This window comes from Acidovorax sp. DMC1, assembly GCF_056314325.1.
The window spans coordinates 294034-317666 of record NZ_JBQUYO010000002.1; the positions used below are offsets into that span (position 1 = coordinate 294034).

Below are 23633 nucleotides of genomic sequence, written 5' to 3' on the forward strand. Positions count from 1 at the left end.
ACCCGCCCCCATGCACGAACGCTGCGACATTCTCATCATCGGCGCGGGCCCAGCGGGCATGGCAGCAACACTGGCGGCCGCACCCAGCGGGGCCGCGATAACGGTGGTGGACGACAACCCCCAGCCCGGCGGCCAGATCTGGCGCGACGGCCCGCAGGCCGCACTGCCCCCTATGGCGCAGCAGCATCGCGCGGCGCTCGCCAAGCACACCAACATACGCGTATTGACTGGCACCCGGGTGGTGGGGCTGGGAGCCAGTCACCCCACCGACAACGCCCCCGCCCTGCTGCTGGAAGACGCTGACCGGGGCTGGACCCAGCACAGCCACCGCATCATCCTGTGCACCGGCGCACGCGAGCTGCTGTTGCCCTTCTCCGGCTGGACCTTGCCCGGCGTGACGGGTGCGGGTGCGCTGCAGGCCCTCATCAAGGCGGGGCTGGACGTGCGCGGCCAGCGCATCGTGATTGCTGGTACAGGCCCCCTGCTGCTGGCAACGGCCGCCACAGCCACGCAGGCCGGTGCCAGGGTGGTGCGCATTGCCGAGCAGGCCTCCTGGGCAGCACTCGCGCGCTTTGCGGCGCAACTGCCACGCTGGCCGGCCAAGGCGCTGCAGGCGCTCACCTTGATCCACCCGGGCTTGCGCGCAAGCACCCATGTTCTGGAGGCACATGGCACCACCCAGGTGCAGTCTGTGCGGCTGCGCAATGGCGCGCACGCAGAAGAAACCATCGCCTGCGACCGCGTGGCCTGCGGCTTTGGCCTGGTACCCAACACCCAGCTGGGCCAGCTACTCGGTTGCGTGCTGGGCGGACCGCTGAGCGGCGGCCTCGGTCTGGCAGTGGACGCGCAGATGCGCACCACGGTGCACGGCGTTTTGGCGGCCGGGGAAAGCACGGGCTTTGGCGGCAGCGAACGTGCCCTGGTGCAGGGCGCCATTGCAGGCCACACAGCCGCAGGCCACGTGCAGCAGGCCCAGGCACTGCGCTCGCAACTTGCGCGCTGGGAAAGGTTTGCCCAGGCGCTGCAGTCCTCGTTTGTGCTGAACGAGCAGCTCAAGGCCCTGCCCCGGCCTGACACCCTGGTGTGCCGCTGCGAAGACGTGGCCTATGCCGACCTGGCACCACGCCAGGGCTGGATCGACGCCAAGCTGCACACCCGCTGCGGCATGGGCGCCTGCCAGGGGCGCATTTGCGGTGCAGCCACACAGCACCTGTTTGGGTGGACACCGACCGCGCCCCGGCACCTGCTGGCACCTGCACGCATCGGCACCCTGGCCGCCTGCGGCGGGCCTGCGCCGGAAGGCCCCAGCGCAGCGACGCCTGCCTGACCCGAAGCCTTTTCTCCAGCTCTGCAGCGACGTCCCCCCACAAGCAACAGGCATTCATCTTGCTTGCAAATATATCTACCAGATATTAAAAATCCAACCTCCCCAAGCCACCTGCCCACGCCCCTTGCACCCCGAGCACTGCACCATGCCATCCACCCACAGCCCCGCCCCACCACCCGCTGCCACGCCACGTGCACCTGTTCGCTGGGTGCTGGCGCTGTCCTCGCACATCCTGCGCACCGAGCGGCAGGTGCTCACGGGCCTGATGACGTTGCTGGTGCTGCTCATCCTGCTCAACGTGGTCACGCGCTACACCGGGATGCCCATCTACTGGGTGGACGAAGCGGCGGTCTACACCGTGGTGTGGCTGACCTTTGTAGGCGCGTCGGTCATGACGCGGCTGCGCATGGACTTTGCCGTGACCATGCTGACCGACCACCTCGGCGCGCGGGGTGCCCGGGCATTCAAGGTGGCGGCCACCGTGGGCGTGCTGCTGTTTGGCCTGGCCATGCTGGTGATGTGCTGGGTGTGGATGGACCCCATCGGCATCGCACGCTACGGCTTTGACGCCAAGGAGTTTGCGGCCGAGAGCTTCAACTTCCTCTACACAGAGCGCACCCAGACGCTGAACTGGCCCACCTGGGTGCTGCAGCTCATCCTGCCGATCTTCTCGGCCACCTTCACGGTGCATGCGCTGGCCAACCTGCTGGAAGACATGGGCGCCGCAGAGCGTGTGCAGCACGCGGGCTTTGACGTGGTCAACGCCGACGCCGTGAACTGAACGCCCCACGTCCACGACCCGTCCCCCTGCGCCCATCCCCCCACCCGAGCCCCGACCATGATCACCACCCTGTTCTTCCTCGCCGCCTTGATGGTGGGTGTGCCCATCGGCGTGTGCCTGTGCCTGTCGGGCGCGGTGTACATCCTCAGCATCGGCAGCCCGGTGCTTTTCCAGTCCTTCCCCATGCAGATGTTCGGCGGGGTGGACAGCTATGGGCTCATCGCCATTCCGCTGTTCATCCTGATCGGCGAGATCATGAACAGCGGCGGCATCACGCGGCGGCTGGTGGACCTGTCGATGGCTTTCATAGGCTCGGTCAAGGGCGGCCTGGCCTACGTCAACATCCTGGCCAACATGCTGGTGTCGTCCATCATCGGCTCGGCCACTGCGCAGGTGGCCATCATGTCGCAGGTCATGGTGCCCGAGATGGAGAAGCAGGGCTACGACAAGACCTTTGCTGCGGGCCTCACGGTGTACGGCGGCATGCTGGGCCCCATCATCCCGCCCTCGGTGATGTTTGTGGTCTACAGCGTGCTGGCCCAGGTGGCCGTGGGCGACATGCTGATTGCGGGCATCCTGCCCGGCGTGCTGCTCACGCTGCTGTTCTTTGTCGTGATCGCGCTCATGGGGTTTGTCTACAACTACCCGCGCAGCGAAAAACGCACCCTGGCCCAGCGCGCGCGCACCGTGGTGCAGGCCAGCCCCACGCTGCTGATCCCCATCATCATCGTCGGCTCCATCCTGAGTGGCGTGGCCAACCCCACCGAATCGGCCGCCGTGGGCGCGCTGGTCTCGGCGCTGGTGGGCCGGTATGTGACCAAGGAATTCCGCTTTAGCGCCATGCCAGCCATCCTGCTGCGCTCGGCGATCTACTCGGCCATCGTGCTGTTTCTGGTGGCGGCGGCGGCCGTGTTCTCGTGGCTGCTGATCTACGGCAAGGTGCCGCAGATGGTGGCCGCCTGGGTGCAGACGGTGGCGCACGACCCGGTCACCTTCCTGCTGCTCACCAACGTCATCCTGCTGGTCATCGGCACGGTGATCGACGGCATCCCCGGTCTCATCATGACCGCGCCCATCCTGCTGCCGATTGCCACCGAGGTCTATCACATCGACCCGCGCCACTTTGGCGTGGTGATCGTCGTCAACCTGGTGTTGGGGCTGATGACCCCGCCCGTGGGTCTGAGCTTTTTTGTCGCGTCGGCCGTCACCGGGGCCAAGCCCGGAAAGATGTTCATCGTGACCCTGCCGTTTTTCATCATCAGCTGCGTGGCGCTGGTGATGTTGTCGCTGTTCCCCAGCCTGTCGCTCGGCCTGCTCAAGTAGCGGGGCATGCCGTCCGACAGATCCGTCCCCCTCCCAACGTTCTTTCACACGGAGTTCACCATGACGACCCAGCCTGCCCGCCCAGTCTCCCGCCGCCACTTCATCCAGCGCCACGCCGTGGCCGCAGCCGCCGTCACGGGGCTGGGCTTTCCGGCGCTGGTGCGGGCCGCCGACGCCAAGGAATTCCGCCTGGGCCTGATCACGCCCGCTGGCCACTCGTGGAACCGCGCCGCGCTGCAGTTTGGCGAGGCACTGAAGAAGGAAACCGACGGCCGCCTGAGCGTCACGGTCTTCCACTCGGGCCAGTTGGGCAACGAGGCGGCGATGATGCAGCAGCTGCAGTCCGGTGCGCTCGATATGGGCTGGATCCAGGCGGCCGAGCTGGGCTCGCGTGTGGCCAGCATCGCGGCCATCAATGCGCCCTATCTAGTGCGCTCCACGCCCGCCGTGGCCAAGCTGGTCAAACACCCCGCCGCCACCAAGCTGCTGGAGGTGCTGCCGCGCGAGACCGGCACCATCGGCCTGGGCTGGGGCATTACCGGCATGCGCGCCGTTTTCTCCACCAAGGACATCAACCTGCCCACCGACATCAAGGGCATGAAGCTGCGCATCAACCCCACGCCCGTGTACCGCGACTTTTATCAAATGCTGGGCGCAGCCCCCACGCCCATCCCCACGCCCCAGGTGTTCGATGCGATGAGCAACGGCCAGGTGGACGGGCTGGAGGCCGACATCGAGTTCTCGTGGAACCAGCGCTTTGACAAGGTGGCCAAGACGCTGCTGCAGATGAATGCGCTCTTCATGCCGTTTGCGCCACTGGTGTCGGGCCGCATCTGGCAAGGCCTGGACGCCAAAGACAAGGACCTCATCCGCAAACTGGTGGCGCAGTCGCTCGACGCACAGATCAACGACATCGTGACCACCGAGGCCGGGCTGATCGAGAAGTTCAAGGGCACGTCCATCGCGTTCAAGACCGCATCGGCCTTCAACCCCGACAGCACCATCCAGGAGTTCGACAAGCTGTGGCTGCCCAAGGCGCCGCAGATTGCCGAGCTGCGCAAGGCGGGCGCCAGCCTGGCCTGATGGCAGCGGGGCCGCTACCGCAAGCCACTAAGATGCGGTCCGCAACCCCGCTCCCCACACCCTGCTCCCCATGACCACCCGCAGTGCCCCCACCCAGCGAGAGCCCGCGCCCAAACGGCGCGCGGCCGACGTGGCCTATGACGCCATCGAGGCCATGATCTCCACCCTGCAGCTGCAGCCCGGCTCGCCCGTGGTGGAGGCCGAGATTGTGGAAAGCACGGGCCTCGGCCGCACCCCTGTGCGCGAAGCGCTGCTGCGCATGGTATCCATCGGCCTGATTGCGCAGCAGCCCCGACGCGGGCTGCTGGTGTCGCACATCGACCTGGCCGACCACCTGGACGTGATCCAGACACGCCGCGTGCTGGAGCGCCTGATCGCATCGTGTGCCGCGCGCCGCGCCACAGCGCCGCAGCGCCAGGCCATCGTGCATTGCGCCGAAAAGATGGTGGAAGCCGCCGCACGCGGCCACCTGGACGACTACATGCAGGCCGACCACGCGCTGGACGTGGTGGTGCACCAGGCCAGCCAGAACCACTCGGCCGTCAAATGCGTGCAGCCGCTCATCGTGCAATGCAGGCGCTTCTGGTATGCCTACCAGCACGAGGGCGAGGTGTCCGAAGGCGCACGCGCCCACATGCAGCTGGCCCAGGGCATTGCCAGCGGCGACGAAGCGCACGCCATGGCCGGGGCGGAGCAGCTGATGGAGTACCTGGAGCGGTTTGCGCGGCGCATCATCGACCGGTAGGCTCCAGGCCCTCCGGCAAGGAAAGCGGGGTAGCTTGCCCGCCAACTACATATTTGATAGCAAACAAGCCATATTGCACTAGCGCATGGTGCCAAAAATGCTTAAAAACGCATTCAGAGAGGCTGTTTGCGATCCCGCAGGGGACTGCGCGCGGACTCTCAGCGCATGGAACCGACCTATTCCGCCACCTGCTGCCCCAGCAGGATGCGCTGTTCCAAGAAGCGCCACAGCCGCTCGTCCTGGCTGAACGACACGTTGAAGCGCAGCCAGCCCGTAGGGCGCGGCTCCACCAGAAAGAGCTGGCCGGGGCCGAGCATGATGCCCGCGCCCGTGGCTTCCTTCGACAACTCAGCACTGTCAGGCAGATCAGGGTGGCGCGCCCACAGGTACATGCCCGCCTCGGGCTCGTGGAACAGTTCAAACCCCAGGTTCAGCAGCCGCCGGCCCACCGCGCGGTGCGCCTCGGCCAGGCGCTCACGCAGCGACTTGAGGTGCTTGCGCCAGCGGCCATCGGTCACCACGCCGAAGGTGATGCGCTCGGTGATCTCGGAGGACGTCAGGCCCGAGATCATCTTGAGCTGCACCAGCTCATCCAGCAGATCGCGCCGCGCTGCCACGTAGCCCGTGCGCAGGTTGGGCGAAATGGTCTTGGAGAAGCTGCCGATGTAGACCACGCGGCTGAGCTGGTCCAGGCTGGCCAGCGAGGGGCGCACGGTCGAATCCATGTCGGCGTAGATGTCGTTCTCCACCAGTGCAAAGCCATGCTGCTCGGCCAGCTGCAGCAGGCGGTGCAGGTGCGCGACCGACGCCATGGAGCAGGTGGGGCTTTGCAGGCGCGGCTGGGTAAAGAACACCGTGGGCCGGTGCGCGGCCAGCAGCGCCTCCAGCGCAGGCAGGTCGTAGCCCGTGGGGGTGCGCGGAACGCCCACCACCTGCGCGCCCGCAAAGCGCAGCATGAAGTGCAGGTTGGGGTAGCCGGGGTCGTCCACCAGCACCACGTCGCCGGGCTTGACCAGGCGGCGCGCCACCAGGTCCAGCGCCTGGCTGGAGCCCTGGGTCAGCAGCACCTGCTCGGCATCCACCGCCAGATGGTGCTCGGCCAGCGACTCGGCCACCACCATGCGCAGCGCCATGTGGCCGTGGGGCAAACCGTAGCCGTCCAGCTCCGGGCCATCAGACGACAGCTGGCGCATGCTGCGCTTGACCGCATCGCCAAACAGCCAATCGTGCGGCAGCCAGCCACAGCCCGGTTTCATGGGCAGGTTGCGGTTTTCAAAAATTTGTTTGAGGTACCAGCGCGCATCAAAACGGGGCACCGGCCGTGCTGGCGCACCAGCCCCGGGCGCTGCGCCTTCGTCGCCCCGCCGCTTCACAAAAAAGCCCGCGTTGGCACGCGACACCAGCCAACCCTGCGCCACCAGCCGGTCGTAGGCCTCGACCACGGTGAACACGCTCACGCCATGCGCAGCGGCAAAAGCGCGGATGGACGGGAGTTTGCTGCCGGGTTTGAGCACCTGCCCAACGATCAGGCCCCGCAGCCCATCAACGATCTGGCTGACCAGCGGTGTCTGCAGGTCCGGGCTGAGAGTGAGCATCAGGAGGGGAAAAAAGGAGGCGAATTGTGCACCGGCTTGGCGCACACCAAATCAGGGATTGCCTGTACAGGATTTTAGACCTGCACAGTGCGCGCCAAACAGCGCTGCGCTGTACATGGACGGTGTGTGGCGCGACTTCCAGAATCCGCCCCATTCCTTTATTTCCTCGTCATCCACCCCACCGACCACCATGCAGCAAGACCGCCACTTCACCAACGCCGCCCTCCTCACCCGCCGCCACGCATCTGTGGCCCGGGGCGTGGGCCAGGCCCATGACCTCTTCATCCAGAAAGCCCGCAACGCCGAGCTGTGGGATGTGGAGGGCCGCCGCTTCATCGACTTCGCCGGTGGCATCGCCGTTCTCAACACCGGCCACCTGCACACCGGCGTGATTGCCGCCGTGAAGGCGCAGCTGGACCTGTACACCCACACCTGCTTCCAAGTGGTGGCGTACGAGCCCTACGTGGAAGTGTGCGAGCGCCTGAACACCTTGGCCCCCGGCGCGTTTGCCAAGAAGAGCCTGCTGCTGACCACCGGCGCTGAGGCCGTGGAGAACGCCGTCAAGATCGCCCGCGCCTACACCAAGCGCCCCGGCGTGATCGCCTTCACCGGCGGCTACCACGGCCGCACCAACCTCACGCTGGGCCTCACGGGCAAGGTTGCGCCTTACAAGATCGGGTTTGGCCCCTTCCCTGGCGAGACCTACCACGCCCTGTTCCCCAACGCGCTGCACGGCGTGAGCGTGGAGCAGGCGCTGCATTCGGTAGAGCTGATCTTCAAGAACGACATCGAGCCCGAGCGCGTGGCGGCCTTCATCGTCGAGCCCGTGCAGGGCGAAGGCGGCTTCTACGTCGCCCCGCCTGAGTTCATCAGCGGCCTGAAGGCGCTGGCCGACCGCTACGGCATCCTGCTGATTGCCGACGAGGTGCAGACCGGCGCAGGCCGCACCGGCACCTGGTTTGCCAGCGAGCAATGGCCCGTGGCGCCCGACCTGATCACCACGGCCAAGTCGCTGGCGGGCGGCTTCCCGCTGGCAGGCGTGGTGGGCCGCGCCGATGTGATGGATGCGCCCGCTCCTGGTGGCCTGGGTGGCACCTACGCAGGCAGCCCCGTGGCCTGCGCCGCCGCGCTGGCCGTGATCGAGGCCTTTGTACAAGAGAAGCTGCTGGCCCGCAGCCAGGACATGGGCGCGCTGTTGGTGCGCGGCCTGAAAGACATCGCGGCCAAGGTGCCTGCCATTGGCGACGTGCGCGGCCTGGGCGCCATGGTGGCGATCGAGTTGTTCGAGAACGGTGATCTGGGCCGCCCCGACGCCGCCCTGACCAAGCAGGTGGTGGCCGAGGCCGCGCGGCGTGGGCTGATCCTGCTGTCGTGCGGCACGCATGGCAACGTGATCCGCATCCTGGTGCCGCTGACCGCCTCGGACGAGTTGCTGCACGAGGGCCTGGCCATCCTGGCCGACAGCCTGGAGGCCGTGGCTGCGGCCACGAACTGACATGCGCCCGGCCCTTCACTCCACCTACCCGGCACCGCCCGCCATGAACCAGCCTGCCGAACCCCTGGTGCGCTTTACCGGCGTGCAGAAGACCTACGACGGCGAGCAGTTGGTGGTGCGCGCGCTGGACCTGGACATCCAGCGCGGCGAGTTTCTGAGCCTGCTGGGCCCGTCGGGCTCGGGCAAGACCACCACGCTGATGATGCTGGCCGGGTTTGAGTCGCCTACCGCAGGTGACATGCTGCTGGACGGCAAGCAGATCACGCGCATGCCGCCACACAAGCGCAACTTTGGCATGGTGTTCCAGAACTACGCGCTGTTCCCCCACCTCACGGTGGGCGAGAACGTGGCCTACCCGCTGACGGTGCGCAAGGTGCCCAAGGCCGAGCAGGCCGAACGCGTGAAGAAGGCGCTGGACATGGTGCGCCTAGGCGGCATGGCAGACCGACTGCCCGCACGCCTGTCGGGCGGCCAGCAGCAGCGCGTGGCCCTGGCGCGCGCATTGGTGTTCAACCCGCAGCTGGTGCTGATGGACGAGCCCCTGGGTGCGCTGGACAAGCAGCTGCGCGAGCACATGCAGATAGAGCTGAAAGAGCTGCACCGCCAGCTGGGCGTGACCTTTGTGTACGTGACGCACGACCAGGGCGAGGCCCTGACCATGAGCGACCGCGTGGCCGTGTTCAACGAAGGCGTGATCCAGCAGCTGGCCGATGTGGAGAGCCTGTACGAAACCCCCAGCAACCGCTTTGTGGCGGGTTTTGTGGGCGACAGCACCGTGCTCTCGGGCACGCTGCAGGGCGCTGGGGCCGACGCCGCCATCCAGATGCCCGGCGGCTTCTTGCTGCCCGGTATCAACGTAAACCAGGCCCCGGTGGGCGCGCGGGTGCAAGCTTGCGTGCGGCCCGAGCGCATCGTGCTGCACCCGCAGTCCGAATACCCCCGGCCCAACGCCATCCCGGCCACCGTGGCGCGCACCATTTACTACGGCGACCACCTGCGCCTGGTCTGCGAGCTGGGCCACGGCCAGGAGCCGGCCACGGTCAAGCGGGCCTTGTCGCCCCTGGGTACCAGCCACGCGCAGCCGGGAGACCAGGTGTTGCTGGAGTTCCCGCCCGCCGCCACACGCATCTACGCCGTGTGAGGTTGTTGCACAAACCCGCTGCGCCCTCACCGCCCGCCCCCTTTCCCTGTCAATTCCCAGTCACTTCCCTGTCCCCGTTCCTCCACTACCCAAGGAAATCTGCACCATGAAAAAGAGCCTTATCGCCTGCGCATCCCTGACTGCCTGCCTGGTCGCCCTGCCCAGCTTTGCGCAACAGCAACTCACCGTTGTGAACTTCGGCGGCGCCAATGCCAATGCGCAGAAAAAGGCGTTCTATGAGCCCTACGAAAAGCAGGGCACCAAGATCGTGGCCGTGGAATACAACGGCGAGCAGGCCAAGGTCAAAGCCATGGTCGAGACCAAGAAGGTGACCTGGGACGTGGTAGAGGTCGAATCGCCCGACGCCGCGCGCGGCTGCGATGAAGGCCTGTATGAAAAGCTGGACTACAGCAAGATCGTGCCCAAGGCCGACCTGCTGCCCGCCGCCGTGCACGAGTGCGCCGTGGGCATCTTTGTGTGGTCCACCGTCATGGCCTACAACGGCGACAAGCTCAAGACCCCGCCCACCAGCTGGGCCGACTTTTGGGACACCAAAAAGATCCCTGGCAAGCGCGGCATGCGCAAGGGCGCACGCTACAACCTCGAATTTGCACTGCTGGCCGACGGCGTGAAGCCTGCAGACGTGTACAAGGTGCTGGCCACCAAGGATGGAGCCGACCGTGCGTTCAAGAAGCTGACGGAGCTCAAACCCAGCATCCAGTGGTGGGAGGCCGGAGCCCAGGCGCCGCAGTTCCTGGTGGCGGGCGATGTGGCGCTGACCACGGTGTTCAACGGCCGGATCGACGCGGCCAACCGCGAAGGCCGCAACCTCAAGATCTACTGGCCCGGCGGCATCTACGACCTGGACTACTGGGCCATCCCCAAGGGCACACCCAACAAGGATGCGGCCGTGAAGTTCATCGCCTTCACCATGCAGACGCCCCAACAGGCGGCCTATGCGCAGAACATTGCCTACGGCCCGGCCAACAGCAAGGCGCTGGCGTCGCTGGACAAGAAGGTGCTGGACGACCTGCCCACATCGGCCACCAACGCCAAGGAGGCGCTGCAGTTCAACGTGGGCTTCTGGGCCGACCAGGGCGAGGCGCTGGAGAAGCGCTTTGCCGCCTGGGCCACGCAATAAGCCTCCTGTATTGCCCCTCTGAAGATGCCCTTGTGAAACGCTGAGAGCAGGACACCCGCATGCAAGCCACCCTGGCCCATCCCCACGCCACTGCCCCCGCAGGCAGCCCTCCCGGTGCGCTGCGCCAGGCCCTGGCGCGCGCCGAGTCGCGCCGCAAATGGCGCGCCTTTGTGCTGACCTTGCCCCTGCTGGTGTTCCTGCTGCTCACGCTGCTGGTGCCCATTGCTGCGCTGCTGCAGCGCGCGGTGGAAAACCCCGAGGTCGCCAACGCCCTGCCCGCCACCATGCGCGCGCTGGACGGCTGGGACCGCAAGGACGCACCCGGCGCACCCGCTTACGCCGCGCTGGTGCAGGATTTGGCCCGCCTGCCCGACAGCTCCGACGCCGGGGCGCTGGCGCGGCGGCTCAACACCGAAGTGCCCGGCGCGCGCTCACTCATCATGGGGGCGTACCGCGCGCTGCCCATGGAGGGCACGCCCGAAGCCATCCGCGCACAGCTGCTGGACAAGGACCCGCGCTGGGCCGAGGCCCCGCTGTGGCAGGCCATTGCCAAGAACGGCGCGCGCTGGACGCCCGACTACCTGCTCGCCTCGGTGGACCTGCAGCGCGATGCGCTGGGCCACGTCGAACGCATGCCCGAGGAGCAACGCGCGTTTGGCGGCATCCTGCTGCGCACCTTCCATATCAGCCTGGTGGTCACGCTGGTGTGCCTGCTGCTGGGTTACCCGCTGGCGTGGTGGCTGGCCACCTTGCCCGCCCGCCCGGCCAATGTGCTGATGATCCTGGTGCTGGTGCCGTTCTGGACCTCCATCCTCGTGCGCGTGGCCGCATGGATCGTGCTGCTGCAGTCCGAAGGGCTGGTCAACCGGGGGCTGATGGGGTTGGGCCTGATCGAGCAGCCGCTGGCGCTGCTGTTCAACCGCACGGGCGTGGTGATTGCCATGGTGCACATCCTGCTGCCCTTCATGATCCTGCCGCTGTACAGCGTGATGAAAAGCGTGCCGCCCACCTATCTGCGTGCGGCGGTGTCGCTGGGCAGCTCGCCGGTGGCCGCGTTCTTTCGGGTGTATGTGCCGCAGACCTACCCCGGCATTGGCGCGGGCGCACTGCTGGTGTTCATCCTGGCCATCGGCTACTACGTCACGCCTGCGCTGCTGGGCGGGGCGGACGACCAGATGCTGAGCTACTACATCGCCCGCTACACCAATGTGGAAGTGAACTGGGGCATGGCCTGCGCTTTGGGCGCCCTGCTGCTGGCCGCCACGCTGGTGCTGTATGGCGTGTACCGGCGCTTTGGCAAGGCCGAGTTGAGCCTGGGCTGACCCCAGGTTGAACAATCTTCTGACACAGAAAGCCGCTGACCATGTTCCGCCTTCCCTCCTTCCCCCTCTATGCCACGCTGGCCGACAAGCTCGGCTGGTGGGCCGTGCGCGCGCTGTGTGTGGCCGTGCTCGCCTTCTTGCTGGCGCCCATCCTGGTGATGGTGCCGCTGTCGTTTTCCGAGAGTTCGTTCCTCGCCTACCCCATTCACGGCTGGTCGCTCAAGTGGTACCAGCACCTGTTCGAATCGCCCGAATGGGCGCGCGCCACGCGCAACAGCTTCATCGTGGCGCCTGCGGCCACGCTGATTGCCACGGTGCTGGGCACGCTGGCGGCCGTGGGGCTGTCGCGGGCGGACTTCCGTTTCAAGGGGCTGCTCTTGGGCATCCTGATCGCGCCCATGGTGGTGCCCATCATCGTGGTGGGCGTGGCCACCTACCTGTACTTTGCGCCGCTAGGGCTAGCCGACAGCTACCTGGGCCTCATCGCCGTGCACGCCGCGCTGGGCGCCCCGTTTGTGCTGACCACCGTGCTGGCCACGCTGGCAGGCTTCAACCACAACCTGGTGCGCGCTTCGCTGAGCCTGGGCGAGACGCCACTGAACACATTCTTCCGCATCACACTGCCGGTGATTGCGCCGGGCGTGATCTCGGGCGCGCTGTTTGCGTTTGCCACCTCGTTCGACGAGGTCGTGGTCACGCTGTTCCTCGCGGGCGCCGACCAGTCCACGCTACCGCGCCAGATGTTCAACGGCATCCGCGAAAACATCTCGCCCACCATTGCCGCCGTGGCCACGCTGCTGATCCTGTTCACCACCAGCCTGCTGCTGGCGCTGGAATGGCTGCGGGGGCGGCGCGGATGATGGAATACGCCCCGGAGTTGCTTCGCGCGCTCGCCTGGACCGTACCCGCCGCATTCTTGTCAACCAACCTGAAACCACGCCGCCAGTGCCACATTGGTGACAAGTGCGGCGGCAATGCGTGCTAGCCTTTCCCTTAACCCCTACCCCATTTTTTCTTCACCCGGAAGCATCCCATGGACATGAAGACATCCCCCCTCGCCCTGCTGAACGACCCCACCCTGCTCAAGACCGACGGCCTCATCAACGGCCAGTGGGTCGCAGGCAGCCGCCGGTTTGACGTGAACGACCCGGCCACAGGCCTCAAGCTGGCCGATGTGGCCAACCTGGGCCCGGCCGAAGCGGAGGCCGCCATTGCCGCCGCCAACGCCGCCTGGGGCCCCTGGAAAACCAAGACCGCCAAGGAGCGCAGCATCATCCTGCGCAAGTGGTATGACCTGCTGATGGCCCACCAGGACGACCTGGGCCGCATCATGACCGCCGAGCAGGGCAAGCCCCTGCCCGAAGCCAAGGGCGAAGTCGCCTACGGCGCGAGCTTTGTGGAGTGGTTTGCCGAAGAAGCCAAGCGCATCAATGGCGAGACCCTGCCCCAGTTCGACAATAACCGCCGCCTGCTGGTGCTCAAGCAGCCCATCGGCGTGTGTGCAGCCATCACGCCGTGGAACTTCCCGCTGGCCATGATCACGCGCAAGGTCGCGCCCGCGCTGGCCGCTGGCTGCCCAGTGGTCATCAAGCCCGCTGAGCTGACGCCGCTGACCGCCCTGGCCGCCGCCGAGCTGGCCATCCGCGCGGGCATCCCGGCCGGTGTGTTCAACATCCTGCCCGCCGACAGCGACAACTCCATTGCCATCGGCAAGGTGCTGTGCGCGAGCGACGTGGTGCGCCACATCAGCTTCACGGGCAGCACCGAAGTGGGCCGCATCCTGATGGCGCAGTCGGCCCCCACGGTCAAGAAGATGTCGCTGGAACTGGGCGGCAACGCGCCCTTCATCGTGTTCGACGACGCCGATGTGGACAGCGCCGTGGAAGGCGCCTTCGCCAGCAAGTACCGCAACGCCGGCCAGACCTGCGTGTGCACCAACCGCTTCTATGTGCAGGAAGACGTGTACGACGAGTTCGTGGCCAAGTTCGCCGCCAAGGTGAAGACGGCCAAGGTGGGCAACGGCTTTGAGGCCGGCGTGAACCAGGGCCCGCTGATCGAAGAAGCCGCCCTGGCCAAAGTGCAGCGCCATGTGGACGATGCGCTGGCCAAGGGTGGCCAGGTGGTCGCAGGCGGCCAGCGCCTCACCGCCCTGGGCTCGGGCCAGTTCTTTGAACCCACGGTGGTTGCCAACGCCTCGGCCGACATGCTCTGTGCGCGCGAAGAAACCTTCGGCCCCTTCGCTCCGGTGTTCAAGTTCAAGACCGAGCAGGAAGCCATCGATGCGGCCAACAACACCGAGTTCGGCCTGGCCAGCTACTTCTACAGCCGCGACGTGGGCCGCATCTTCCGCGTGACCGAGGCGCTGGAATACGGCATGGTCGGCGCCAACGTGGGCATCCTGGCCACCGAGCATGTGCCTTTTGGCGGCATCAAGCAGTCCGGCCTGGGCCGCGAGGGCTCGCACTACGGCATGGACGACTATGTGGAGATCAAGTACCTGTGCCTGGGAGACATCCAGAGCGGCAAGTAGCCCTGCCCTTCTCCGCCCTGCTCAGCGCGCGCCACCATTTCCCCAATAGCTGCTATTTTTATAGCAAATTGCATAGATGGGGCGCGCGGAAAGTGCTAAAAAAGCTCAAACTTTTGGTCACCCCACACCGCAGCGCACCTACACGCAGCGGTAGGCCGCTTCAAACCGGCTGACCTGCACGGCCAGCTCCGCCTGCAGGCCATACCGCGCACAGTGTTTGTCAGCCGCCTGCTGGGCCCCATCCGGGCCCAGCGTGGAGTTTTCCCAGTTGATGGACACCACCTTTTCGTTGCCCACAACGATGAAAGGCGCGGGCGGCGAATAGGCGCAGCCGCCCAGGCCTGCGGCGATCATCGCCATCCAGAAGCAGGCCATGAAGGGTCTCGTTGTCGTGTGCGTATCCATGCGGGCCGCAGTGTATCGGACGCCCCTCTGCCTGCCCCCTCAGCGCCCGGCGGGCCACAGCCGCTTCAGCCGCAGCCCCGCCCACACGGCCGCAAACACTGCCGCGCCAAACACCCAGCCCGACAGTGCCCCCGCCATGCCGCCGGACAGCAGCGTGCCTATGGTGCAGCCCAGCCCCGTCATCGCGCCCCAGCCCAGCAGCACGCCACCTGCCAGGCCCCGCAAGGCATCGCGCCAGGTGGGCAAGCGCAGCGCACACTGGCGGCTGGCCAGGGCCGCAGCAAATGCCCCCGCCACCAAGCCCGCCAACAGCAAGGCATTGGGGGTGAACCAGGTGGACTGCGGCGCGGTGGCGCAACCTGCAAAACCATCCAGCCCCTCCAGCCGATCGGGGATCCAGCCCTGCCCTTGCGCCCACTGGCGCGCCGCGCTGCCCAGCGTGGCCGTCACCCCCAGCGGCCGCATCCGCACAATGGCAAAGGCGCCAATCAGCCCCACGGCCAGGCCCCCCACCCAGTAGGGCCAGCGCCCGGCCCACAAGCTGCGCCACACGGTGCCCAGGCTGGGCACCGCGCCCCCTGGCACCGGTTCAGCAGCCGCCTCGCGTGCAAATCCGCGCCACAACCAGGCCGCCGCCAATGCCAGCGCACCCAATTGCACCAGCAACGCCCCGCCGTACCCCAGGTGTGCGGGCAGCCACACCACGGGGGCATCGGCCACGCTCAGGCTGTACAGGGGGTTCCAGGTTTTGAAGCCCAGGACAAAACCCAGGGCCGACCCGACCAGCGCAAACGGCGACACCGCCGAGCCCTCGGCCAGCCGGTACCAGTGCGCGCTGATGCACGAGCCCGACACCACCATGCCCGCACCAAACGACAGCCCCGCCGCCACCAACACCCAGCTCACGGGGCCGATGTGCATGTCGGGTGGCAGCTTGCCAGGCTGGGGCACAGGCAGCCAACTGCCCAGCACCACGGTGTAGCCCACCACGCCCACGGCCAGCGCCAGCACGATGGCCAGCAGTCCGCGCGGGTTGTGGTCCTCAAACCAGTCGCGCGCGTGGCAATAAAAGCAAAAGCGCGAGCGCTGCAGCACCAGTCCCAGCACCGCGCCCGTGGCCAAAGCAAACGCCAGCGTGCGTCCGCCCGGCAGCGCCTGCACCGCCTGGGCTGCGCCCGCCAGCGCCACCAACAGCGCCAGGGCTCCCGCATGAGAAAAATTGATCTTGAACGCCATGAATCCCCCAGGCATAAAAAAGCCCGCACGAAGCGGGCTGTAAAAGAGACCCCCTACCAAAAATCAAAAACTCTCTTTGTTTTGCATTGCACCTTCTTCCCAAAAGGTCCTATCGGCCAACCCCATCATTTGGCGGCCCAGATGGTGCCCGCCGGGTTGGTGATGGGCACACCCACCGCGTTGCCGTATTCCGTCCACGAGCCGTCGTAGTTCTTCACGCTGTAGCCCAGGATCTTGGACAGCGCAAACCAGGTGTGGCTGGATCGCTCGCCGATGCGGCAGTACGTAATGATGGGCTTGCTGCCATCCACGCCCGCACTGGCGTAGAGCTTCTTCAGGTCTTCGGCCGACTTGAAGGTGCCATCTTCCTTGACCGCCTGGCCCCAGGGCACGTTGGCTGCGCCGGGGATGTGGCCGGCACGGATGCTCAGCTCGGGCACCCCGGCAGGCGCAAAAATCTTGCCCGTATACTCATCGGCCGAGCGGATGTCCACCAGCTTCGCGTTGCTCTTGCCTTCGGCCGCCGCCAAGGCGTCTGACAAGCGGGCCCGCAGATCGGTGTTCACCTTGGCCACCTTGTAGTTGGTGGCTGCAAACTCGGGCACGCGGTTGTTCAACGGCTGGTTCTCGGCCTCCCACTTCTTGCGGCCGCCGTCGAGCAGCTTCACGTTCTTGACGCCATAGATGTCAAACACCCACGCGCCCCAGGCGGCAAACCAGTTGTTGGTGTCGCCATACAGCACCACCGTGGTGTCCTGCGATACGCCTGCCTTGGACAACAGGGCCTCAAACGCCTCCTTGCCCACAATGTCACGGCGCACACGGTCGTTCAGGTCCTGGTGCCATGAAAAATTGACCGCCCCCCGCACATGCCCACGCTCGTACAGGCCCGGGTTCACGCTCACTTCGACGATGCGAATCTGCTGGTTATCGAGGTTTTGCACGAGCCATTCGGTGGTGACCAGGGGGCCTGCGGGGATGGGGGTGGCGGCCCCCGCCGCGCTGCAGACCAGCATGGCACCGCCCAACGCCGAGGCACGGAGCCATGAGCGCACAGTGCGCGCAAAAGTGGTTGTTTGTTGTGCGCTGAGCATCGTCTTCCTTTCCGTGTTGCTGAAATGCCGGGGCTTGCGGCACCCGATGCACAGAATCTAGAAGAGACGGGGCCCCCGCTCAACCAAGCAAAACGACTATGAATATGCGAAACGAGCGCTTGCAGGAATGCGCCGCACAAGAGCGAACACTCCGCGTGGTACACGCAGTGCTGGCAATTGAAGCGGAGGGGGATTTGGCTCAGCCAACAAGGGCTGGAGCGGGTGAAGGGAATCGAACCCTCGTATGAAGCTTGGGAAGCTGCCGTTCTACCATTGAACTACACCCGCCTTGTGGAGCCCGTTGATGGACAACGGGCTTTCAGTCTGGCGATTGAAACCACTTCATGGCGTTCGCCATTTCAGGGTTTCAATGTGGCGCTATTGTAGCCACGGCCACGCGCTTCCTGACCGCTCTAAGGCAATGGTTCTGATTGGGAGTTTTGGCTCCGTCGGCAAACGCCCAGCCGAAAGCAGCACAATAAAGGGTTCACCACTCCCAGCGAAAGAAGGAAAAGCTCCATGCAACTGAGCGACGACCGCGCACAGGCGACTCTGGCAATCAACAAAACCCTGACAGCACCCGAGATCGAAAATCTGATCCGGGAACTGGCCACGTTGCGCTCGCAGATGACGCCCGAAGTCACGACAGCCCCCAAAGACAGCAAGGGCGACGGGGTACCTGTGATGCGGCAGGACAATCCCACGCTCGCCATTGAATACCCATTGGAAGAAGCCTACGTCACTGTGTACCTCCGAAGCCTGGGGCTGGGCTGGACTGCGTGGCGCCTGCACCCCGACGTACAACGGGGACTGGCTGGCTTTTTCAACTCGCGACTGCCACAAGCAGCGTCGACGCCTGCCAAACCCATTCCATTCCGGTGACCGGCCTGAAGACCGACACCTGAAGGCGGCAGGGACTCCTCACCGGTGTCGGGCGACGCAGACCTATAGCCGCCGCAGAGCTCAGTGCCGACCTTCGCTGCCGCCCAGATTAAACCGCGCAATCGCCTCCACCATCTGCTGCGCCTGCGTGCGCAGGCTGCTGGCGGCGGCGGCCATTTCTTCCACCAGTGCGGCGTTCTGCTGCGTGGTTTGATCGAGCTGGGTGACGGCCTCACCAACCTGGCCCACGCCGGCGGTCTGTTCGTTGCTCGCGGCGCTGATCTCGGAGACCATCTCGGCCACACGCTGGATGGAGCGGACCACCTCCTGCATGGTGGTGCCAGCCTGGTCGGCGAGCACTGAGCCCTGCTGCACCATCGCGCTGCTGGCGCCAATCAGCTCCTTGATGGCCTTGGCCTCGGCGGCGGTGCGCTGGGCCAGGTTGCGCACTTCGGCCGCCACCACCGCAAAGCCACGGCCTTGTTCACCAGCACGGGCGGCCTCCACGGCCGCGTTGAGCGCAAGGATGTTGGTCTGGAACGCAATGCCGTCGATCACACCGATGATGTCGGCGATCTTCTGGCTGCTGTTGTTGATGTCTTGCATGGTGCTAACCACCTTGGACACCACCTCCCCACCCTGTTGCGCCACGCGGCTGGCACCCACGGCCAGCTGGTTGGCCTGGCTAGCGCTGTCGGCGTTGTGGCGGATGGTGGCGCCCAACTGCTCCATGCTTGCGGCCGTCTGCTCCAGCGCGCTCGCCTGGTTCTCGGTGCGGCCCGAGAGGTCATGGTTGCCCTGGGCGATTTCCGTGCTGGCGGCCGACACGCTGTCGGCGCTGGTGCGCACGGTGCCCAGGCTTTCCACCAGGCGGGCCCGGAAGCCCTCCATCGCTTGGGCCAGCGTGCCGATTTCGTCGCGGGACCGCACCGACACCGCGTGCGTGAGATCGCCTTGCGCCAAATAGGCCAGCGCGGCGCTCAGCTGCTGCACGGGCGCCCCGACCAGGCGGCGGGTGGCCAGCACCAGCACCACCGTCAGCAGGGCCAGCGCCACCACCACACCCAGCCACAGCCAAGCCAGCACGTTGCGGGCCTCGCTCATCATTTCGGTCAGGGGCGCTTCGGCCACGATGGCCCAGTTCCAGGGCTTGTAGTGCTCCACCGCTAGGTAACGCGTGGCACGATCATCCTCGCCGGTGCGGCGCGGGGACCAGTCCGACTCCAATTCACCCGACTGCCCCACTGCCGCCAACGACGCCATCCACGCCTTGGCCTGCTCGTCCTTTTCGTCCACCTTGAGGGACTTGCCCGCGCCCGGCAGGCCAAAAATGCTGCCCCGCGCAGGGCCCGCCGAGAGGTTGACCGCATAGACCGCCCCGGTCACAAACAGCTTCTGCCCCGCCATGACCGTGTCGAGCTTGCCCAGGATGGCGCCCATGTCAGAGCCGATGAACAGGATGCCGATGGTGCGGTTGCCCTCGCGGATGGGCTCGTACACGGTCATGTATTCACGGCCAAACAGGCTGGCGCGGCCAATGTAAGTCTTGCCCTCATTCATCAGGGCATAGGCCGGGTGCTTGCGGTCCAGCAGGGTCTTGTAGGCGCGCTCGCCATCCTGTTTTTTGAGTGAAGTGGTCACGCGGATGAAGTCCTCCCCCGTGCGCGCAAAAATGGTCGCCACAGCGCCCATGCTGTCTTTGGAAAAGCGGTCCACCACCTCGAAATCGCCATTGACGGCCGCACCCTGGAACGACAGCACGGCCTCGGGTTTTCCGTCGGCCCCGGGCGCCTCGGCCACCGAAAACTGGCCGGGGAAATTCGCCTTGAACAGGGTGAAGTCCCGCTTGGCCTGCTCTTGGGCGGTGTCGTCAAAGGTCTGCACCAGCATGCGCACCTGGGCGGCGTACTGCTTGGCATCGTCCCGCGAAAGGCGGCCAAAGTCTTTCCAGAGCAGGCCGCTGACGATGCCCATGGTGGCCAGCAAGACCACCAACAGGCTGAACAAGGCGGTTGCCGACAATTTGAATGCCACGGAATGGCGGGTGTTTGACGAAATCATCTGGTGCTTTTCTGTGATTTATGCAACGGCGTGCATATGAGGCAGACAAAGTACCCGATTCACGGAGTAATGCAAACGGCGCTGTCTGCAATGGCCTGTCAAAAACTAGGGAAAACCCTTGCAAAAATCACCAATGCCCGGCACACGTGCTCGTGCCGTAGCACCCGCGAATGCGTGAAGAGAACCTACCCACCCACGGGCAAGTGCAGGGACTGCCTGCTCTCAAACACCCGCTGCGCCCCCGTGACCGGGTCCACAAACGCCAGTGACTGCGCCAACAGCTGCAGGGGCCGCGAATAGTCGCCTTCGGGCGGGTCGTTGACGACGGGGTAGAACGGGTCATTGCGCAGCGGCAGCCCCAGGGCCGCCATGTGCACGCGCAGCTGGTGCCGCTTGCCGGTGATGGGCGACAGGCGGTAGCGCGCCCAGCCGCCTGCTACCTCCAGCACCTGCATGTGGGTGTGGCTGTTGGGCTCGCCAGGTACCTCTTGCATGCGAAAGAACTGCGGGCTTTCTTCCAGGCGACTGGCATGGTCGCGAGGAAATGCCACATCCGCACGCCAGGGCGCAATCGCGTCGTAGTGCTTGATGATCTGCCGGTCACGGAACAAGGCCTGGTAGACACCACGGGTGCGCTGCTGCAGCGACAACATCACCAGCCCGGCTGTATCGCGATCAATACGATGCAGAGGTGACAACTCGGGTAGCCCCAGCCGACGCTTCAGCCGCACCAGCAAGGTGTTTTGCAGATAACGGCCCGAGGGCGTGACCGGCATGAAGTGCGGCTTGTCCGCCACTACCAGATGCTCGTCCTGGTACAGCACGGTTTCATAGAAAGGTAACGCGGGCTCCGCCGGGAGGCTGCGGTAGTAGTAAAGACGCACCCCACCCTCAAAGGGCCGCTCGGGCTGAACAATCTGCCCGCGCTCATCCATCACATCGCCCGCCTTCATGCGGTCGTACCAGCCATCACGGGACACTGCGGGCAGTCGCTCCGCCAGGAAATCCAGCATGCTGCCCTGCCCGCGTGTGGGCAGCACCACACAGCTAGGGCTTACCCCGTCGCGCACCGGGAGTACATGGGGATGACGGGGGTTGTGCATGGCGTGCGAATTCTAGGAGGGATCGACGTGCGTAAGAACACAGCATCAGACCAGGCAAGGGCCAACGTGCCCCGCGCCCCGCACGGCAAGAAGATCGTCCACGCGTTCCCACTCTGTAGGACAAGCGCGCCAAAAGGCCTGCGACTCGGCCTAAAGGGCCCAAAGTCACGTTCTGCGGGCTAGCATGACCGTTCTATGACGAGCCCTCCGACCAACCACGCTACTACCCCATCGCCCCGCCTCTTAGCTCAACCCGCATTCCCAAGGAGACAAGGCAGCCGCGGGGTACGCATAGCCTGGGGTGTGGCGGCGAGCGTGATGGGGCTGCTCTTGATTGGCGCGGTGACTTTGACCCAGTGGGACTGGAATCGCGCCAAGCCCTGGCTGAACCAAGCCGCTAGCGAAGCGAGCGGACGTCAGTTTGCGGTGGAAGGCGACCTGTCCGCTTCCTGGCACTGGCCGCAGCCGCTCGAAGAGGGCTGGCACCGCTGGGTACCTGGCGTCACCGTGCAGGGCACGCAGCTGGTTCTGCAAGACCCGCCAGGCTTCGTCCGCCCAGGGAAGAGCGCTGAACCCCGCCCCACGGCCAGCGCAGAGGTGGCACGCGCGTCGCTCAAGCTCTGGCCGTTGCTGGCTCGTGAAGTGGTGATTGATACCTTGGAACTCTCTGGCCCGGATATCTCGCTGGCTCGGTTGCGCGATGGCACCGACAACTGGACCTTCCCTCCAAATAACCCCGCCGATACGAAGACTCGCTGGACGTTCAGCGTCCACCAGCTGGTGGTTCGTAAAGGCCGACTGGGGTATGCCGACGCCACACAGGACCTTGATCTGACCGCCCGTGTCGATACCTTGCCACAAGAGACGGTAATGGCGCCACCGCAGGCTGCGGCCTCGTCTGCGGCCAGCGCAGACGTTGCTTCTGGTTCCCCACGCTATGGTGTGCGATTCGATGTGATGGGTACGCTGGGCAAAGCACGCATCGAAGGCCACGGCAAGGCCGGCTCCGTCCTCACACTGCGTGACAAGCAAGTGAACTACCCCCTGCAATTCACAGCCAAGGCGGGCAGTGTGGAAACAGCGGTTCAGGGCATATTGGCCAACCCGGGCGACCTGTCAGGCATGGATTTTCAGGTCATGCTCAAGGGCGCCAGCATGGCGGATCTGTACCCGCTCACGGGCCTGGTTCTGCCCAACACACCTGCGTTTCAAACCCAGGGCCGACTGCAGGGTAGCCTGCAGCCGGGCCGCGCCGTGTGGAACTACCGTGACTTCACCGGAACAGTCGGTCAGAGCGACCTCCACGGCAATCTGCGCTTTGTATCAGGGGCGCCGCGCGGCAAGCTGTCGGGAGCCATCACATCCAACCAATTGCGGCTTGCAGACCTGGGGCCAGTGCTCGGGGCAGCCACCACGGCGAAGGCCCCAGCGGGTCGGAATGGCAGGGTATTGCCCAACGCGGCCTTTGCCACCGATCGTTGGAGCAACATGGACATGGATCTGAAATTCTCGGGACAACGAGTGATCCGCCCCGACAGCCTGCCACTGGAAGACCTCAGCGTGCACGCGGTGCTCGACGATGCAGTGCTGCGCCTGGAGCCTTTGCACTTTGGCGTAGCCAAAGGCCAGATTGAGTCAAAGCTGGTGCTGGACAGTCGCAAACGACCGCTCACGGTACGCATGGATACCCGCGTGCAAAACCTGCGACTCGCTGCCTTGTTCCCCGAGGTGGAATTGACGCGTAAAAGCCTGGGTCGGCTGGATGGGGCCATCGCATTGAATGGCCAAGGCAACTCCGTGGCGCAATGGCTCGGCACAAGCAATGGCGAGGCGCGCCTGTACGTTCGCGAGGGAACCCTGAGCCGCGAACTGCTGGACCGCGCTGCGCTCAACGTCGGCAGCATTGTGATTGGCAAACTGTTTGGCGACGACAAGGAGGTGCAGCTCCGGTGCGCAGTGGCTGACCTGGCGGTGCGCGAAGGGGTTGCCACGGTCCGCACTGCCAAGCTGAGCACCAACGAAGCGGTGGTGGATGTCACCGGCACCATCGACATGGCAGACGAGCGCCTGAACCTCAGCGTGAAGCCCGCATCCTTGGAGTGGAAGTTCTTTTCTTTGCGCACTCCGTTATATGTGCGCGGCACGCTGGGCAAGCCCGACGTGGGCGTAGAACCGGGCCCCTTGCTGCTGCGCGCAGGTGCAGCCATTGCCGCCGCAGTCGCGGCGCCTGCAGCCTTGGCACTGCTGCCGGTCACAGTCCCCGGCGCTGACGACGATGCTCAGTGTGCGCCCTTGCTTGCTCAGGCCACACAACCGGTCAAGGCGGGGCGTGCTCGCATTCCGGCCGCGCGCACGCCATCACGCTAGAA

At 65.6% G+C, this 23633-nt stretch carries 19 protein-coding genes and 1 tRNA gene; 13 read left to right on the forward strand and 7 right to left on the reverse strand.

Annotation, left to right across the window (positions count from 1 at the left end):
• The first annotated feature begins 10 nt into the window (after nucleotides 1-10).
• From ACT531_RS05800 to ACT531_RS05820, 5 genes are all read left to right on the forward strand, one after another.
• Nucleotides 11-1327 (forward strand): FAD-dependent oxidoreductase, encoded by a 1317-nt coding sequence (locus tag ACT531_RS05800; RefSeq protein ID WP_476016807.1) that lies wholly within the window; start codon nucleotides 11-13, stop codon nucleotides 1325-1327.
• Nucleotides 1328-1472: 145 nt separating this feature from the next.
• The gene (locus ACT531_RS05805; RefSeq protein WP_476016808.1) at nucleotides 1473-2108 is read left to right on the forward strand and encodes a TRAP transporter small permease; all 636 of its coding nucleotides are present in this window, start codon (nucleotides 1473-1475) and stop codon (nucleotides 2106-2108) included.
• Nucleotides 2109-2165: 57 nt separating this feature from the next.
• Nucleotides 2166-3431: a TRAP transporter large permease gene (locus ACT531_RS05810; protein WP_060985884.1), complete on the forward strand. Its 1266-nt coding sequence runs from the start codon at nucleotides 2166-2168 to the stop codon at nucleotides 3429-3431.
• Between the two features lie 60 nt (nucleotides 3432-3491).
• On the forward strand, nucleotides 3492-4514 hold the full coding sequence (locus ACT531_RS05815; RefSeq protein WP_291442743.1) for a TRAP transporter substrate-binding protein: 1023 nt from the start codon (nucleotides 3492-3494) through the stop codon (nucleotides 4512-4514).
• Nucleotides 4515-4584: 70 nt separating this feature from the next.
• Nucleotides 4585-5259 (forward strand): GntR family transcriptional regulator, encoded by a 675-nt coding sequence (locus ACT531_RS05820; protein WP_476016809.1) that lies wholly within the window; start codon nucleotides 4585-4587, stop codon nucleotides 5257-5259.
• Nucleotides 5260-5435: 176 nt separating this feature from the next.
• On the opposite strand, the gene ACT531_RS05825 is transcribed toward ACT531_RS05820, so the two are convergent.
• The gene (locus ACT531_RS05825) at nucleotides 5436-6854 is read right to left on the reverse strand and encodes an aminotransferase-like domain-containing protein (RefSeq protein ID WP_436139365.1); all 1419 of its coding nucleotides are present in this window, start codon (nucleotides 6852-6854) and stop codon (nucleotides 5436-5438) included.
• A gap of 190 nt (nucleotides 6855-7044) precedes the next feature.
• On the opposite strand from ACT531_RS05825, the gene gabT reads away from it, so the two are divergent.
• From gabT to ACT531_RS05855, 6 genes are all read left to right on the forward strand, one after another.
• Complete coding sequence (gene gabT, locus ACT531_RS05830) at nucleotides 7045-8349, forward strand: 4-aminobutyrate--2-oxoglutarate transaminase (protein ID WP_476016810.1); 1305 nt, start codon at nucleotides 7045-7047, stop codon at nucleotides 8347-8349.
• Nucleotide 8350: 1 nt separating this feature from the next.
• Entirely contained in the window at nucleotides 8351-9490 is a 1140-nt protein-coding gene (locus ACT531_RS05835) for an ABC transporter ATP-binding protein (RefSeq protein ID WP_476016811.1), read from the forward strand.
• Nucleotides 9491-9596: 106 nt separating this feature from the next.
• Complete coding sequence (locus ACT531_RS05840) at nucleotides 9597-10631, forward strand: ABC transporter substrate-binding protein (RefSeq protein WP_476016812.1); 1035 nt, start codon at nucleotides 9597-9599, stop codon at nucleotides 10629-10631.
• A 59-nt stretch (nucleotides 10632-10690) separates the two neighbouring features.
• Nucleotides 10691-11953, forward strand: coding sequence for an ABC transporter permease (locus tag ACT531_RS05845; protein ID WP_476016813.1), 1263 nt, complete (start codon nucleotides 10691-10693; stop codon nucleotides 11951-11953).
• A gap of 41 nt (nucleotides 11954-11994) precedes the next feature.
• The gene (locus ACT531_RS05850; RefSeq protein WP_476016814.1) at nucleotides 11995-12813 is read left to right on the forward strand and encodes an ABC transporter permease; all 819 of its coding nucleotides are present in this window, start codon (nucleotides 11995-11997) and stop codon (nucleotides 12811-12813) included.
• 173 nt (nucleotides 12814-12986) lie between these two features.
• Nucleotides 12987-14483, forward strand: a complete 1497-nt coding sequence (locus ACT531_RS05855; protein ID WP_476016815.1) for an NAD-dependent succinate-semialdehyde dehydrogenase — start codon at nucleotides 12987-12989, stop codon at nucleotides 14481-14483.
• A 138-nt stretch (nucleotides 14484-14621) separates the two neighbouring features.
• Here the strand turns inward: ACT531_RS05855 and ACT531_RS05860 are convergent, their stop codons facing one another.
• From ACT531_RS05860 to ACT531_RS05875, 4 genes are all read right to left on the reverse strand, one after another.
• On the reverse strand, nucleotides 14622-14858 hold the full coding sequence (locus ACT531_RS05860; protein ID WP_476016816.1) for a hypothetical protein: 237 nt from the start codon (nucleotides 14856-14858) through the stop codon (nucleotides 14622-14624).
• A gap of 69 nt (nucleotides 14859-14927) precedes the next feature.
• The gene (locus ACT531_RS05865) at nucleotides 14928-16124 is read right to left on the reverse strand and encodes a YeeE/YedE family protein (protein ID WP_476016817.1); all 1197 of its coding nucleotides are present in this window, start codon (nucleotides 16122-16124) and stop codon (nucleotides 14928-14930) included.
• A 125-nt stretch (nucleotides 16125-16249) separates the two neighbouring features.
• Nucleotides 16250-17218 (reverse strand): sulfurtransferase, encoded by a 969-nt coding sequence (locus ACT531_RS05870; RefSeq protein ID WP_476016818.1) that lies wholly within the window; start codon nucleotides 17216-17218, stop codon nucleotides 16250-16252.
• Between the two features lie 214 nt (nucleotides 17219-17432).
• Nucleotides 17433-17506: transfer RNA gene (locus tag ACT531_RS05875), tRNA-Gly, on the reverse strand.
• Nucleotides 17507-17737: 231 nt separating this feature from the next.
• Between ACT531_RS05875 and ACT531_RS05880 the strand changes: the two genes are divergently transcribed.
• On the forward strand, nucleotides 17738-18100 hold the full coding sequence (locus ACT531_RS05880) for a hypothetical protein (protein ID WP_476016819.1): 363 nt from the start codon (nucleotides 17738-17740) through the stop codon (nucleotides 18098-18100).
• A gap of 81 nt (nucleotides 18101-18181) precedes the next feature.
• Here the strand turns inward: ACT531_RS05880 and ACT531_RS05885 are convergent, their stop codons facing one another.
• Nucleotides 18182-20134, reverse strand: coding sequence for a Cache 3/Cache 2 fusion domain-containing protein (locus ACT531_RS05885; RefSeq protein ID WP_476016820.1), 1953 nt, complete (start codon nucleotides 20132-20134; stop codon nucleotides 18182-18184).
• 212 nt (nucleotides 20135-20346) lie between these two features.
• Entirely contained in the window at nucleotides 20347-21264 is a 918-nt protein-coding gene (locus ACT531_RS05890) for a pseudouridine synthase (RefSeq protein ID WP_476016821.1), read from the reverse strand.
• A 195-nt stretch (nucleotides 21265-21459) separates the two neighbouring features.
• Here ACT531_RS05890 and ACT531_RS05895 point away from each other — a divergent pair, with 195 nt between their 5' ends.
• Nucleotides 21460-23631, forward strand: coding sequence for an AsmA family protein (locus ACT531_RS05895; protein WP_476016822.1), 2172 nt, complete (start codon nucleotides 21460-21462; stop codon nucleotides 23629-23631).
• Nucleotides 23632-23633 lie beyond the last annotated feature (2 nt).